At 42.2% G+C, this 15,182-nt stretch carries 17 protein-coding genes; 6 read left to right on the top strand and 11 right to left on the bottom strand.

The genetic code is table 11. From position 1 onward, the window contains the following. The gene (locus AKG37_RS17225; RefSeq protein WP_024426621.1) at positions 1 to 504 is read right to left on the bottom strand and encodes a DoxX family protein; all 504 of its coding nucleotides are present in this window, start codon (positions 502 to 504) and stop codon (positions 1 to 3) included. Between the two features lie 194 nt (positions 505 to 698). Here AKG37_RS17225 and AKG37_RS17220 point away from each other — a divergent pair, with 194 nt between their 5' ends. Next, on the top strand, positions 699 to 1,457 hold the full coding sequence (locus AKG37_RS17220; RefSeq protein ID WP_060699943.1) for a DUF817 domain-containing protein: 759 nt from the start codon (positions 699 to 701) through the stop codon (positions 1,455 to 1,457). 18 nt (positions 1,458 to 1,475) lie between these two features. Here AKG37_RS17220 and nagE read toward each other — a convergent pair whose 3' ends face one another. Continuing rightward, on the bottom strand, positions 1,476 to 2,843 hold the full coding sequence (gene nagE, locus AKG37_RS17215) for an N-acetylglucosamine-specific PTS transporter subunit IIBC (protein ID WP_060699942.1): 1,368 nt from the start codon (positions 2,841 to 2,843) through the stop codon (positions 1,476 to 1,478). A gap of 189 nt (positions 2,844 to 3,032) precedes the next feature. Here nagE and map point away from each other — a divergent pair, with 189 nt between their 5' ends. The 3 genes from map (at position 3,033) to AKG37_RS18675 (ending at position 4,340) form a co-directional block, all read left to right on the top strand. Next, positions 3,033 to 3,782 carry a type I methionyl aminopeptidase gene (gene map, locus AKG37_RS17210; protein ID WP_060699941.1) on the top strand — a complete coding sequence of 250 codons (750 nt, stop codon included), beginning with the start codon at positions 3,033 to 3,035 and terminating at the stop codon, positions 3,780 to 3,782. A 124-nt stretch (positions 3,783 to 3,906) separates the two neighbouring features. Next, the gene (locus tag AKG37_RS19065; protein WP_087976421.1) at positions 3,907 to 4,068 is read left to right on the top strand and encodes a hypothetical protein; all 162 of its coding nucleotides are present in this window, start codon (positions 3,907 to 3,909) and stop codon (positions 4,066 to 4,068) included. Between the two features lie 134 nt (positions 4,069 to 4,202). Continuing rightward, positions 4,203 to 4,340 carry a YflJ family protein gene (locus tag AKG37_RS18675; protein ID WP_077233740.1) on the top strand — a complete coding sequence of 46 codons (138 nt, stop codon included), beginning with the start codon at positions 4,203 to 4,205 and terminating at the stop codon, positions 4,338 to 4,340. Positions 4,341 to 4,381: 41 nt separating this feature from the next. On the opposite strand, the gene AKG37_RS17205 is transcribed toward AKG37_RS18675, so the two are convergent. Next, entirely contained in the window at positions 4,382 to 5,032 is a 651-nt protein-coding gene (locus AKG37_RS17205) for an MOSC domain-containing protein (protein ID WP_060699940.1), read from the bottom strand. A gap of 122 nt (positions 5,033 to 5,154) precedes the next feature. Here AKG37_RS17205 and AKG37_RS17200 point away from each other — a divergent pair, with 122 nt between their 5' ends. Next, positions 5,155 to 5,427, top strand: coding sequence for an acylphosphatase (locus AKG37_RS17200; protein WP_060699939.1), 273 nt, complete (start codon positions 5,155 to 5,157; stop codon positions 5,425 to 5,427). Between the two features lie 6 nt (positions 5,428 to 5,433). Here the strand turns inward: AKG37_RS17200 and AKG37_RS17195 are convergent, their stop codons facing one another. Further along, entirely contained in the window at positions 5,434 to 6,549 is a 1,116-nt protein-coding gene (locus tag AKG37_RS17195; RefSeq protein WP_060699938.1) for a nitric oxide synthase oxygenase, read from the bottom strand. A gap of 104 nt (positions 6,550 to 6,653) precedes the next feature. Beyond that, positions 6,654 to 7,211, bottom strand: a complete 558-nt coding sequence (locus tag AKG37_RS17190; protein ID WP_060699937.1) for a PadR family transcriptional regulator — start codon at positions 7,209 to 7,211, stop codon at positions 6,654 to 6,656. Between the two features lie 113 nt (positions 7,212 to 7,324). Between AKG37_RS17190 and AKG37_RS17185 the strand changes: the two genes are divergently transcribed. After that, positions 7,325 to 7,810 carry a phenolic acid decarboxylase gene (locus AKG37_RS17185; protein ID WP_008341777.1) on the top strand — a complete coding sequence of 162 codons (486 nt, stop codon included), beginning with the start codon at positions 7,325 to 7,327 and terminating at the stop codon, positions 7,808 to 7,810. Between the two features lie 68 nt (positions 7,811 to 7,878). Here AKG37_RS17185 and AKG37_RS17180 read toward each other — a convergent pair whose 3' ends face one another. The 6 genes from AKG37_RS17180 to AKG37_RS17155 form a co-directional block, all read right to left on the bottom strand. Then, positions 7,879 to 9,510 carry a M14 family metallopeptidase gene (locus AKG37_RS17180; protein ID WP_060699936.1) on the bottom strand — a complete coding sequence of 544 codons (1,632 nt, stop codon included), beginning with the start codon at positions 9,508 to 9,510 and terminating at the stop codon, positions 7,879 to 7,881. 176 nt (positions 9,511 to 9,686) lie between these two features. Then, complete coding sequence (locus AKG37_RS17175; RefSeq protein ID WP_060699935.1) at positions 9,687 to 10,985, bottom strand: Mg(2+)/citrate complex secondary transporter CitM; 1,299 nt, start codon at positions 10,983 to 10,985, stop codon at positions 9,687 to 9,689. A gap of 178 nt (positions 10,986 to 11,163) precedes the next feature. Continuing rightward, positions 11,164 to 12,141: a tripartite tricarboxylate transporter substrate-binding protein gene (locus tag AKG37_RS17170; RefSeq protein WP_060699934.1), complete on the bottom strand. Its 978-nt coding sequence runs from the start codon at positions 12,139 to 12,141 to the stop codon at positions 11,164 to 11,166. A 3-nt stretch (positions 12,142 to 12,144) separates the two neighbouring features. Beyond that, positions 12,145 to 12,840, bottom strand: a complete 696-nt coding sequence (locus tag AKG37_RS17165) for a response regulator (RefSeq protein WP_060700043.1) — start codon at positions 12,838 to 12,840, stop codon at positions 12,145 to 12,147. Between the two features lie 3 nt (positions 12,841 to 12,843). Beyond that, positions 12,844 to 14,439, bottom strand: a complete 1,596-nt coding sequence (locus AKG37_RS17160; protein WP_060699933.1) for a sensor histidine kinase — start codon at positions 14,437 to 14,439, stop codon at positions 12,844 to 12,846. A 142-nt stretch (positions 14,440 to 14,581) separates the two neighbouring features. Continuing rightward, on the bottom strand, positions 14,582 to 15,182 hold a 601-nt coding region (locus AKG37_RS17155), incomplete at its 5' end, for an exosporium glycoprotein BclB-related protein (protein ID WP_060699932.1).

Here is a 15,182-nt window from a genome sequence, read left to right as displayed (position 1 = left end):
TTATGATGCCACTTCTAATTGCGGCTTTCTTTTCAGTTTTCGTTTGAGGACTGGACCTGCTACATAATCAAGACCAAGTTTTCCGGCATTTCCTTTCGCTGCCATGATGAAGACCGCGATCAGAAGAAGAAGCGGGTTAACAGAGACGGTTCCAGCTAGTAAGAAAGAGACATTCATCACGCTTCCAAAAAAGGCTGCGGTTGTTGTGAATAATCCGACAATTAATCCTAGACCTACTAAGATTTCTCCCCACATGACCATGGCACTGAATAATCCGGCATTTGGCAAAGCGACATTTTCTAAAAACCATACATAGAACGGATACACAAGATGACCATCTTTGACGACAGGTTCAGATATCGCAAATTGCAAATACCCTGATGCATCGAATCCACCTGTTAATTTTCCAATACCAGATGTCAGCCAAGTCCATCCGATATAAAGTCTTGCTGCCAAAAGGATAACCGCTGCCCATACATTCGTTTGTAAGAATTTTGTAAACATGATGATGCCTCCCTTTAAATTATGTGAAATATTTCACATTCTCTTTATGATCTTATTATACTATGGAATATATCATTTGTGATCTTTTTCACATATATATTCACAAATTGTTCATGAATATCTAATTGAGGTAAACTTTTCCCTTGGTACATCCGTCTAAGTCATTTCAGACAGTGTAAAAGGGGTCATTTCATATGAAAACATTATTCCATTTTGGTTATTTGCAGGCCATTTCATGTCTATTTCCTGTCATGATCTTCGCGGCGCTTGCCCTATCAAAGACGGTGTCTATTCCTTTTCTTCACCGGTATGATTTTATTCTACTGCTTTGTCTCATGGCTCAGATTCTGATGCTGGTGCTGCGGCTAGAGACTTGGGCTGAGCTAAAAGTCATTTGTCTATTTCATCTCATAGGAATTGCTTTAGAAATCAATAAGGTCCATATGGGCTCTTGGTCCTATCCAGAAGAAGCTTATACAAAAATATTTGGGGTGCCTCTGTATAGCGGCTTTATGTATGCGAGTGTGGCTAGTTATATTTATCAGGCATTTTCACGACTGCATGTAACATTGACCACTTGGCCTCATCCATTTCTTTCAATTGGAATCAGCCTGTGCATTTATCTTAATTTCTTTACACATCACTGGCTCTATGATTTTAGGTGGTGGCTGACATTGCTGCTTGTTGTTGTGTTTCGGAAAACAGCCGTTTCGTTTCAAGTTGGCTCGTCTACCTTTCGAATGCCGCTTGTTGTTTCATTTCTCCTGATTGGCTTTTTCATTTGGATTGCCGAAAATGTCACTACCTTTTTAGGAGCGTGGCAATATCCGAATCAGCAGCACGCTTGGTCCATTGTTCATCTAGGAAAAATTAGTTCATGGTTCTTACTCGTTGTCATCAGTATTGTGCTAGTCATTGAACAGCGCAAACAAAAAAACGTTCAGCCCATTTGACCTGGCTGAACGCTTTTTTTAATCTCGATCGACTTCCTTACGGAGATCATCTGCGACAAATTCTACATTCGTTCCAATGATGATTTGTACAGATGTTTTCCCTGAAGTCAGTACCCCTTTGGCACCTGCTTTTTTCAATGTACCTTCATTTAATAAATCTGTATCCTCTACTATTAAGCGAAGTCGTGTGGCACAATGATCAATGGCGGTGATATTGTCTTTCCCGCCAAGTCCCTCAACAAGCATACTCGCTCCTCTTGCCGGCACCGTATCATCCGCTGCGATATCTTCCATGTCATCATCTTCCCTGCCTGGTGTTTTTAGCTTTAATAATTTAATGAGGAAATAGAAAACGATAAAATACACCACACCATAAATGACTCCTACTACAAGAAGCATAATCGGTTTTTGCGCAATGCCGAAGCTTAAAACGTAATCAATCGCACCTGCTGAAAAGGCAAAGCCGCTATGAATCCCGAGGGTGTTCACAATAAAGAGCGAAAGACCCGTTAAGACAGCATGGACACCATATAAAAGTGGAGATAAAAACATAAATGAAAACTCAATTGGTTCTGTGATCCCTGTAATAAATGATGTAAGTGCCATCCCAATCATCAGACCAGCTGTTGCTTTACGTTTCTCAGGCTTTGCCGTCACAACCATGGCGAGACATGCCGCTGGAAGCCCGAACATCATCACTGGGAAGAATCCGGTCATAAAGACTCCAGCGCTTGGATCTCCTTTAAAGAATCGCGCTAAATCCCCTGTTGCCCCGCTGAATTCCCCGAATTGAAACCAAAATAAATTATTTAAGACATGGTGAAGCCCTAATGGGATCAGCAATCGGTTAAAGAAACCAAACAGCCCTGCACCCGTTGCCCCAAGGCTTAAAATCCATTCCCCTAAATCATTGATCACACCCTGAATCGGAGGCCATACATATCCGAAAATGGCTGCTAATAGAATGGTGAAAAGTGCGGTCATAATGGGCACAAGTCGCCTTCCACTAAAGAAACCTAAGTATTCCGGCAGTTTTGTATTCTTAAATTTGTTGTAAACATACCCTGCCAAAAGCCCGCATAAAATACCGCCCAATACCCCCATATTGTTGGTTGAGTTAATCGACGTTGTACCTGCTGACAAAATAAAATAAGAGATCGCACCTGATAATGCTGCTGCTCCGTTTCCATCCTTTGAAATGCCAATCGCTACACCCATCGCAAAAATTAAAGCCAAATTTGCAAAGATTGCATTCCCTGCCGCATAAACAAACGGGATATTGAATACATCCTCCCGCCCTAAGGCCAATATAATCCCTGCTGCTGGAAGTACAGCGATTGGAAGCATAAATGATTTCCCTAGCTTTTGAAAAAACTGAAATACCATCTGATTTCTCCCCCCTTTGTCATCATCATGACCAAATCGTTCATGATGTTCATAAAAAATATATCATATGCACATCTAGTTATCTATACCAATTTGTCCACATGCTTTTAGATTCCGCTCTTTACTCTTTTTGCGTAAAATGTGGTAAGCTATTGAATAGAATGAAGTTATAGAAAGCGGGAATGAACAGTGATTGTCAAACATGATCATGAGTTAGAAGCCTTAAAAAAGGTCGGCCGAATTGTCGCTTTGGCAAGAGAAGAAATGAAAAGCCAAGCGAAACCAGGCATGTCTACAAAAGAATTAGATTTGATTGGAAAAAAAATATTAGAAGAGCATGGAGCGAATTCAGCGCCTGAAAAGGAATACGATTTCCCTGGTACGACTTGTATCAGTGTAAACGATGAAGTTGCACATGGTATTCCAAGTGAAAAAACCATTTTACAAGAGGGCGACCTCGTGAACATTGATATTTCAGCAGAGCTTGACGGATATTATTCCGATACAGGCATTTCATTTGTTTTAGGTACAGGTGATGATCGCCTTGAAGCATTATGCCAGTGTGCGGAGGATGCGTTCCTTGAAGGATTAAAGCATGCAAAAGCCGGTAAAAGACAAAACCAAATTGGCCGTGCGGTCTACAATACGGCTAAAGAAAAAGGGTTTACCGTCATTAAAAACCTGACAGGACACGGGATTGGGAAAAGTCTGCATGAAGCACCCAACCATATTTTAAACTACTATGACCCATTCGATAATGCTTTATTTAAGAACGGCACAGTTATTGCCTTCGAACCTTTCATTTCAACAAATGCTGAATCGATTTATCAGGCTGATGATGGCTGGACATTTAAAACACCAGATAAGAGTCTAGTCGCACAGATTGAACATACCATTGTGATCACCAAAGATGAACCGATTATTTTAACAAAGCTTTAAACAATCGATCCTCTCCTTTGAATGGAGAGGATTTTTTTCGTATCCGTTTCACGAATCTGTCATGACTAAACAAAAATGCCTGTGGTAAAATAGGCAAAGATATGCGAAAGGGGTCTTATTTGATATGTGGTTTATCATCATAGGTGTTATCTTTTTCATCGAAAGTATTATCTTAACGGTTGTAGGGATTAAGAAAAAACAATCCATGATGACCTATCTTGGTGTTATCATCATGATCATGACGGTCGGTATGATCCTCGTAACCCTCAACCCGCCAAATTCATAAATCATCATTTCCAGCATATACATGGATCATAGGCAGATAGAATCAGTTTTCATTTCTTGACACCTGCACACTTTTCACGCCTTTTTTTAAGATGTTACAATGCAGGCAGTTTCAATTGAAAGGAGTTTTCTATCATGCATTATGGTAGCAAAGGCTGGTATGTCGCAGAATTAAAGAAGCTTGGTGTGACCAAGCATGAAGGAAGAAAGCTTCAAAGCTTAAAAACATATTTCCTTGCAAATCTGCTTGAGCAAAAGAAACGCAGCTCATAAGCTCTGAAAAGCCGTACATCTTAAAATGATGTACGGCTTTTTTAAATGTGCTGAATTCGTTTTTCTAAAGACTTTCTCACCACATCTGCTAGGGCATCTACTGAAAGAACGGCTTTCAGCCTCTCTGGACTTGTTTGACGATATTTGACTTCGTTCACTTCATGGACCGTAATCTGATGAGACGCTTTTTCTACTAGTACAAGCGCTGCATCAGGCGGGACCATCCCTTCTTTCAGTACACGTAAATAAAAGCCTGTATACCCTGTTTGCTGCACTTCCTTTACAAGCTTCATGCTGCCATGTTTAAGAGATAATTTCACACACGGCTGTCTTGGCTGGCTCACCTCAACAAGTGCTTCTCCAAGCTGAAACACATCACCAATACGCACATTCGTTTCTACTAGCTGGCGCACTGTCACATTCTCACCGAACGCAGCTTCCTGTAACGGAACCCCTAAAAATTGCTCAAAGTAAGCATAATGATCGTATGGAAAGACGCAGACCGCTTTATCATGGCCCCCATGATGAACCAAATCTGCTTGACCATCTCCCTCAAAATTGACCCTGCTCAAATACACAGGCTCATGAATTCGCCTTTTGTTGATGGCTGTTTTGATTTCTTTTCCGTTCGCATAGGTGATGATAGGTTGTCCCACTTGGATTCCTTCTATGTCGTATCTCTTCTGTCCCACGATCGCCATCTCCTTTGGTTGTCTCATTGATTATAGTTTACATCGTTTGACAACCAAATCAAAGTCGATGCGTGAAAACCCATTACTGGCTATGGTACGATGAGTAAAAAGGAGAGATAATCATGATTCATTATCACGCCATTGTAAAAGGACGGGTGCAAGGAGTCGGCTTTCGTTATTTTGTTCAGGGAGAAGCCATGAATCGTGGAATGAAAGGCTGGGTACGTAATACAGATGAAGGTCATGTCGAGTTAAAGATAGAGGGTGAGCAGCAAGAGGTGACTGACTTTTTAAAGACTGTCAGAAAAGGAAGTCCTTTTTCCAAAGTGACAGATATGCAGATGGAGCCGCTCACTGAGTTAGCTCATTATAAGGATTTTCGAATAAGATCATAAAAAAACCTAGCTCTCGCTAGGCTTTTCTGTCTCATGATAAGGCTTTTCCTGATAAAAATAGTTCGGTTTCACGATCGTATTATCGTAATGCTTGTGGAAGATGTGGGTAGCAGCTGGTGAGACTGGCGGAATCAGCCATGTCCAGTCACCAGTCAGCTTGCGGTCAGCCTTTTCTTCCTGCTTTTCAAACTGCTTGAATTGATGTGCTGCTGTATGGTGATCGACAATGGTCACCCCTGCTTCGCGATAAGAATGGAGGACGGCCACATTCAATTCGACAATGGCTTTGTCCTTCCAAAGGGACGAATTCTTTGTCGTGTCCAGTCCTAAAATAGAAGCGACTTTTTTCAGCATATTGTAGCGGTTTTCATCTGCTAGGTTACGTGCGCCAATTTCTGTGCCCATATACCAGCCATTGAACGGTGCAGCGTTGTATTGAATACCGCCAATTTCTAATTTCATATCAGCAATAATCGGAACCGCGTACCATTTCAGTCCTAAATCACGAAACCCTTCATATTCAGGATGGGTAATTTCAACTTCTTGGACGATGTTTTTCGGAAGCTCAAACAGAACAGGCGGCTCATCCTTTAACTGAAACATGAGAGGCAGTAGATCAAAATGTGTACCTTCCCCTTTCCAACCATGAGCTTCACATAACTTTGTTAATTCAAGAGATGCTTCGTCACCGATGATACCATATTCCGTCTCATAGCCTGCATAACGAACGAGCTGATGATTAAATATAACAACTTCCTTCTGCCTGTTTTTCTCTGGGGGAAAAATTGTAATGGACGGTTTGATTTTCCCACCATTCGTCGCATACTCAATATGATGAAAGAGCGCCTCTTTCACCTCATCCTCTGTCTTGACATGCCGGCAGTCATGCACATGCAGAGTCGACCAAAACAAACGGCCAATGCAGCGGTTACTATTGCGCCACGCCATTTTCGCCCCGTGCGCTAGTTCCTCTGTTGTATGAGTATAAATACCTTCAGACTCAATTTCTTTTTTTATTTCATGCAGACGTGCTGCTTTCTCTTCATTTGACTTGCTTAATTCTTCATAGCATACAGAAATAAAAGCTTCTGCTTCATGCCACAACGCTTCTTGATTACTCAAACATACTCGCCTCACTTTAATACGAATATATCCATTGTAGCGGTTTCTATTAATAAATTCACTCGTTTCAAACCATTTTTTATCATATCATCCGACCATTGTCCTTAGACAGCAGATGTTTCAATACGCTTAAGGGTCTTTTGGAGCCAGCGGACATAGCCTTTTTCTCTTTCAATTGCCCTTGTCAGCACTAAGTAATGCCCAAATTGCGCCGAATGCAGCGATTCAGCAGAAGGGTCTTCCTCCGTTAAAGCATGCAGTTTCTGTTCTAGCATGTCTACTTTCTTGGTGCGTTCTAGCAATTGATGTGCAAACAGGTCAGCCGCTTCTTTTTTGTTCATGGAGGAGATGAAAAATGTTTTAAGCATGAATTCATCCTTTGTTGTTTCCGGAATCGGGTCTTTAGTTCTTAACCACTGACGCACTTCTTCTTTTCCTGCCGCTGTGATTTGATAGACCTTCTTCTCCAGCTTTTTCCCTTGTATGCGAATATCAAATTCAATAAACCCTTCCTCTGTGAGACGCTTCAGCTCAGGGTAAATCTGACTGTGCTTCGCACTCCAAAACTGTCCAAGGGAATCCTTAAAATGTTTCGTGATATCATATCCCGTCAGCTCACGCTGATCTAGTAAGCCAAGAATGGCATATTTCAATACTCTCATGGATGTGCCTCCAACGCTTATTCTTTGACAATAGTATATCATAGACTTTAAAATAAACATGTAAATCACGACATGTTTGAAACAACATCATTTTAATGAAAGAAGGAATCGACATGGATCAATTCGTTGGGCTTCATATGATTTATACGTATGAAAATGGCTGGGAATATGAGATTTACATTAAAAACGATCACACCATTGATTACCGCATTCACAGTGGAATGGTTGGAGGACGCTGGGTCCGTGATCAAGAAGTAAATATTGTAAAGCTGACAAAGGGCGTATACAAAGTCTCCTGGACAGAACCAACTGGAACAGACGTCTCTCTGAACTTTATGCCTGAAGAAAAACGCATGCATGGCGTCATCTTCTTCCCAAAATGGGTGCATGAACGTCCAGATATCACTGTTTGCTATCAAAATGACTATATCGACCTCATGAAAGAATCTCGTGAGAAATACGAAACCTATCCGAAATATGTTGTCCCAGAATTTGCGGACATTACGTATATCCATCATGCAGGTGTGAATGATGAAACCATTATCGCAGAAGCGCCATATGAAGGCATGACAGATGAAATAAGAGCTGGACGAAAATAAAAAAGCGACACGCACTGTGCCGCTTCTAGATGTTTGACAAAGGGCTAAAAAGATATTTTAGCCCTTTTTTATTGAATGCCTAACGTCTTTTGAGGAAGCAAGTAACGATAGACTGGCAGTTCATCCCCTGCTTTTGAAGCAATAAAACCTGATGACATATAGCTGTCCTTTGATTCTGGTTCAAGGGCAAGTGACAGCAAGTTGGTTTGCGGCTGTGCCGTGACATATACCTTCGTTCCTTTTGGCAGCTGGCGTTTCTTTTCAATGAGTTCCGTCTCAAGCTGAATATCCGTTTTGCTCTTTTCCTCTCGTTTTGTCACCTTGTAGGCTTGTACCGGCACCTTCATGCCAACCGGCAATGTGACACTTTTTAGTCCTAGTGTTCTGAGTTTCCTTTCTACTCCTTCATGACCCGGAAGAATAAGATATGCTGTCGGCCGTTCTCTTGTCAAAACTGGAACAGCATCGCTCGCACTATGAAAGCGTACAGGAACATTGGTGGTCTGTCCTTTCTCAATATCAACCATTTCCAGCGTGTCATCAACAGGTGATTTGAAAGCATCTTGAATGACGACTTGATCGTCATCATTTGATTGAAGTCCTTTTTTCACAAGCTTTAACCGCTCCGTTACCATTTGCTGCTTGATCTGCTTAGCATGCTTCACTGTAGTCTCAATGATTTTTTCATGAGTGGTGACTTGTGCTGCGACGCGGCGGACAAAGTCCTCTCTTCCTATTCCAATCCCTCTGCTTTCTACTAGAAATGACAAGGCTGGCGAGAGTGCAAAGGCATTTCGACCAATTCGCGCATCCGTTCCGCCTTCATAGATGTCGATCTTGCCATCCTCTCCTCTTGTGTTTGTATAATACAAATCGTTAGAAAACCCTTGATTCGTCAGCGTTTCGCGAACTCCGTTGACATATAATTCATTTGACATCAGCCTAATGCTTTCAGGAATGTTTAAATTCTTCCCTGATAAGATAAGCAAATCATGATATTTGAGGGCGCCTGATGAGCCGATATCTTCAAACTGCTTTTGACCTACATCGTATTCATGAGCATCAATGACCACTTCTGGTGCGTATCGATTAAATTCTTGATGGAGGGCTGTCAGTTCTGGAGATTCTAATGTCATATGATCACGGTTTCCATCCAATCCATTTGCCAGTCTGCGGTCAAAAGCATAAGAACCATCGGGATTGATTCTTGGGACAATGATGATATTGACATGATTGAGTATACGCTCTCCTTCTTCACCTGCTAATCGTTTTGCAATGACGAGAGCAGATTCACCAGAGGCTGGTTCATTTCCGTGTATTTGCGCTTGGAGCCAGATTGTTGGCTTTTTTGAAAGTGGAGTGATGGAGCGATCCTTTGTAAAGTACAGGGCCGAGATGGACCTGCCTTCAATGGATGTTCCAATCTGTTTCTGGGTGGCGTAAGGACTTTTGCGGACAATGTCTCGTAAGAATGCTTGAAGTTCTTCTTGTGTCGTAAATGCTTCTCCTTTTTTCTGAAAGGCAGGGGTATCAAACGTCTCGTCAGGCTCAGGGTACAGCTTTTTCACTGAGACTGGCTGTTCGTAACTTTTTCCATAATAAGGGGTTTTGGCATAAGCTGAAGCTGGGTTTACCATCGACAAACTTCCTGCTATGAGGCATAATGCAGCAAAAAGAATCGTACCTTTTCGTTTGGACATGCTATCCTCTCCCTTCGTTGATTTGCATTATAAAGAAAAAAACAGCAAAAGTGTCAGCATTTTTCAAAAATATATCTTTTGGAGGAACAGACATGTCTTTGTATAGGGCGATTGAATCGAGCATCTCAGCAATATGACCTAAAAAAAGTGCCTGCTCACAGCAGACACTCTTTTATTTACCAGATGGAAATGGCTCCGATGAGAACCGCCACGACGGTCATAGCGACGACTGCAAGTACAGCCCATTTCATCCCAAATTTCTGATGCTGATCCAGTGATACACCTACAAGTCCAACAAGTAAATGAGTCGATGGAACAAGTGGACTTAACATATGAATCGGCTGACCAATAATAGAGGCTCTGGCAATCTCAATTTTATCGACACCGTATGCTGCCGCTGTTTCTGATAGGATCGGCAGTACACCATAAAAGTATGCATCATTCGGCATAAAGAAAGTAAAGATCCCGCTTGTTAATGCAACAATCACTGGAATAAAGCCGCCAAGCTGCTCTGGAATCGCAGAGACAATCGAAATCGCCATTTCATCAACCATTTTCGTTCCAGTTAAAATACCTGTAAAAACACCTGCCGCAAAAATCATCGACGCAATGGCTAAGACGTTTGTTGAGTGAGCCGCAATTCGCTCACGCTGCTGGTCCAAGTTCGGATAGTTCACGATAATTGCGACGCAGAATGCAAGAACAAATAAAACAGTTAAGCTGACTTTGCCTGATACAAGAAGCAGCACCAATAACAAGGTAAGCGTCAGGTTAAACCACCAAAGTTTCGGTCGTTTGATGTCATCTTGCAGGGCTGCTGCCATTTCATTTGCATGAATCGGCTGGTCGAGTTCAATGACACCGAGACGTTTTCTTTCGGATTTTCCAAGAAAGTATGCCACAACAATCATACTCAAAACCCCTGCGCCAATGACTGGAATCATCGGTCCAAATAAAAGGGAAGGGTCGACGCCAAGTGCACTCGCCGCTCTAGGTGTGGCTCCTCCCCATGGAATCGTATTCATAATCCCCATACCAACTCCAGCAATTCCCGCTAAAATAATCGGACGAATGCCAAGCAACGTAAACAAAGGAAGCATCGCTGTTGTTGTAATCATGTACGTCGTTGTCCCATCACCATCAAGTGCCACAAGCATCGTCAGGACTGCTGTTCCGACGACAATTTTTAATGGATCGCCTTTAACGATTTTTAAAATTTTCGCTACCATCGGGTCAAATAATCCCGCATCTATCATAATGCCAAAATACAAAATCGCAAACATGATCATGACCGCTGTCGGTGCGACTTGCTGCACACCTTTGACAATCATGTCTGAAATTTCAGTAAAATGAAAACCTGCAATAAGAGCAAATGCAATCGGTGTTAATACCAATGCCGTTAAAACAGACATACGCTTCGTCATAATCAACACCATAAATACTATCATCATAAGAAATCCTAAGATCGCTAACATGTTGTTCACCCCTTATATTGTATACGCTTTCATTAATTTATTGGAATCCCATTTCCAACCCTTTCAGTCATCATATCTGACGTTGAAATTGAAGTAAATATTATGAATTTTAATTCTTTTTCGGTCGATAAATGCTTTTTGTTCATTTTGTTCAAAACATTGCATAAAAAAAGCGGTCTCACTCGACCGCTTGTTCTCCTTGGATAAACTGCTCATACCGCCTCAATTGATCTTCCATAAAGATCTTTGCCTCTTTGCTGTTCATATAACGACCTGTCCATCCTTTTTGCATTAGTTGCTTTTTCCATGACTTCGTTTGTGTCATTTTTTGAAGAAGCTGATCCCATTCACGAATGTCATGCTGACTCATTTGTTTTGGGCCCATCACACCACGCCAATGTGAAAAGATGAGCGGGATGCCCTGTTCTTTCCAAGTCGGCACATCTTGAAAGCCCTCTAAACGCTGATTCGTTGTGGTCGCAACAAGCTTCAGCCTCTTTTTTTCATAATCATGACGAACCTCTGTAAAGGTGGTCGTTGCGGCATCCACCTCATGGTCGATGAGCGCCTGAAATAAATCATCTGCACTGTCAAATTTCAAAAATTGAATGCGATATGGATCAATCCCTGCCATTTCGGCTGCCCGAGCGAACGAGATTTGATCATCATTTCCGAAGTCTGGGGCAAATCCAATTTTTAAGGAATCCGGTTTCTTCTTTAATGTGTTTAATAGCTCCTTCCCATTTGAGAAAGGAGAATCCACAGGGACTGCGACGACCTGCCACTCTTCTGCAAGGATCGCGAGTGGTGTCACATCATTCATTGTCACGTTACTGCTACCAAGCAAATTCCGGCTCAGCAATAAGCTTGAATTTAAACTGATATAGTTGGCTTCCCGCTCCATCATATATGTCCATCCTTTGTCCACGGTCCCGCCTCTTTGATAAAGGATATTCACTGGCCGCTGCACCAGCTTTTCTTGTTCAAGCACTGATTTCATGACCTGAGCCGTTTGGTCAAATCCTCCCTCTGGTACACCTGATACCACAATGTATAAGGAGCTTTGCTGAAGGAAAGAATCTCCGGCCTCTTTTTCATTAAAGGTAAGCGTGATACAAAGGCAGAGCACGATGACAAAGAGTATTCCCTTTTTCATCTTTTATAACTCCGTTTGTTTGGCTGGATAATATTTTCGTTCAGGTCTGCCAATGATTCCGTATGCAAGCTCTGCCCGGCATTCCCCTGTTGTCACAAGATACTCTACGTACCGTCTCGCTGTTGTGCGTGATGCGCCCATCTTTTCTCCGAGTTCTTCTGCTGTAATTCCGCTATTCTCTGATGCCATCAATGTTTTCACTTTATCCAAGGTCAATGAATTGATGCCTGTAGGCAAGTCTCTATCATCTTTTTGTTTTGGCTCTTCCTGCATCTGCCCAAAAAACAGATCAATCATCGTCTGATTGACTTCATCCTTTGAATTGATGATGTCTTTCTTTTCTTTATATTCGGTTAAGACTTGTGCAAACTTTTGTGCGGTCACCGGTTTGATTAAATAATGAACGACTCCGTAATGAAGCGCATCTCTTAAAAGCGTCGTTTCCGTTGCAGCCGTGATAATGATCACATCTACTTCTGGACAGCGTTCTCTTAAAAGCGGGAGCAGGTTTGTGCCGAGCTCATCAGGCATATAGACATCAAGCAAGATGAGATCGACTTGTTCCCTTTGGAGCGCCTCCCACATATCCTTTGCACTCTTTGCCTTTCCCGCGACCTGAAATCCTTCTATCTTTTCTATATAAGATTCATGAATGGCAGCGATTCGAAAATCGTCTTCCGCAATGAGTACCTTAATCACCATCTATTCCCCCTTTGTGCCTTTCGGTATGTATACAGTGAAGATGGCACCGCCTTCTTTTTGGTTCGCAACTTCAATCCAGCCCCCAAGTTCGTCCAATACTTCCTTCACATTCGCTAGCCCGTAGCCTCGCCCTTCTCCCTTTGACGAATGGCCTCTTGTGAAAATATGTGACAATTCTTCCTCATCTACTCCATCACCTGAATCGGACACTTCTATGATAATATCAAACCCAATATCTGTGATGAACAGGTCTACCTCGCGTTTCTCCTTATTTAATACCGCCTCAAAGGCATTATCTACAAGATTGCCAATGATGGTGATAAAGTGAGATAAACTTAAATGAGCTGGAAGCGGCTCCAATGAGCTATTTTCATCAATATGAAAATGGACTTTTTTCTCAGATGCTTTCCCTAACTTGCCCAGTAAAATGGCTTGTATTTTAGGAGAACGAATTTGCTTCATAAGTAAGTCGTGCTGACGGTTTTGTAGTTGATATTCTTCTTTAATTAAGTCGATCGCTTCATCGACTTGCTTCAGCTCAAGCAAGCCTAAAATGGCATACAGCTTATTTGAGAATTCGTGCGTTTGTGCCCTCAGGTCTTCTGAATATTGGCTGACCTCTGTTAATGTATCTAGCAGCTTCGTCAGCTCTGTTTTCTCCCGGAAGCTCACGATTCCTCCAAATACTCGATTGTCCTGCATCACTTTTTTCACATTTAAGACATAGGTTTTATCATTGACGATGGCTTCGATGTTAGGTTCAATTGTCTCTGCTTTTAAATAGAGAAGAAGATTAGCATTTGGCAAGACTTGATCAATATGAAGGGGCAGTTCAGATGAAACACGCAGCATAAGTTCAGCTGATGTATTCATCATCGTAATTGCCCCTTTACGGTCAAAGGCAATGATCCCTTCTTTTATCGCAAGCAGCATCGCTTCTCTTTCTCGATACAACGAAGCAATTTCATGCGGCTCAAGTCCGAATGTATCTTTGCGAATACTCCTCGTTAAAAAAATCGCACCGAATATCCCAGGTAAGAGCACAAGAAGAGCTATGTAGCTAAGCTTTAATAACTGATGGGCTGTCGCTTGGTCGATTTCTTTTTTTAAAAATTCAACGGTGACTGTCCCAATAATTTCTTCATGCCCTCCTGTTTCTTTCATAATTGGCGCACTGCCTCTGACAACGGTTTCACCATTAGAATCACTAGTCGATATGGAAGTTCCTCCAAATAAGAGCGTACTTCTTCCTTCAGATACGCTGATGGTTTTTCCTATATCCTCATGATTCGTATGAAAAAGAACCTTTCCTTTTCGATTGGTAATGAAGACGGAATGGGCTCTGACTTGCTCTTTCATTTGCTCAAGCACTGCCTGTTCTTCATTTTGAGACACTGCTCTAGCCACCGATATTTTAATTGGCGGCATATAGGAGATCGTTCTAGCGGTTTGCACCGCCAGCTGTTCAGCTTGCCTCTGTCTTTCTGATGTCTGCAGAAAACCAAAACAAATGGTCAATAACGCAATGACAACAAGCAAAAGCCCAATAATTAACCCCAAAATTTTCGTTTGTAAAGTGACTTTCCTATTGCCCATCCTCACCGCCACAACCCCTAATTTAAGTAGATTCATCCGAATAGACTCTAAGAAAATGATATCATTTTTTCACACTAAGTTAAGAGAAAATTCTTTCAAACAAAAAAGGACGACTCAAAATCGAGTCATCCCTGTGTGCTTATTACGTGATTGATAAACCAGCACTCGCATAGCCTGCTACGGTATTTACTAAGGATAGTCCTGTAGCGGATGCAGAGAATACAACAAGCAATCTTGTTTGCGGTGTAACTGCTACATTGAGACCAGTCGCAATACCGTTTGCAATAGCACCCAGCGTTAAAATCCCGGATAAGGCTGGAGCTAGTGTGACGCTTGCTACTTGAGTAAAGCTGTTATTTGGCGTCGGTGAAGCAAACAAACTAGCTGTAACGGTAACACTCGTGCCCACTAAAGAAAGGGCTGCTGTCGTACTAAAATAGCCGGCAAATGATGTGATCGTTCCGGCTCTCGGAACAGAGAACGCCATATTCAGTAAGGTGCCTGCTGCTCCGGTTAAATCAATAATACCACCTAAAATACTGACGCCTGTGGCTGAGTTACCAAATCCGACTAAGCTGGATGTTCCAACGAGTCCGCCTGCAATTGTTGTCAAGATAACAGGATCTCCAGACGCAAATGGAATAATCGCACTTGATCCGGTAACGCCCGTTGGACCTGTAGCTCCCGTTGCTCCAGTACCAGTGACTCCAGTTGCTCCTGTTAAACCTGTGGCTCCCGTCACT

The sequence above is a fragment of the Bacillus australimaris genome, from assembly GCF_001307105.1.
Lineage (GTDB): Bacteria > Bacillota > Bacilli > Bacillales > Bacillaceae > Bacillus > Bacillus australimaris.
Note: the sequence above shows the minus strand (reverse complement) of the source record. Positions and strands in the feature narration are given on the sequence as shown.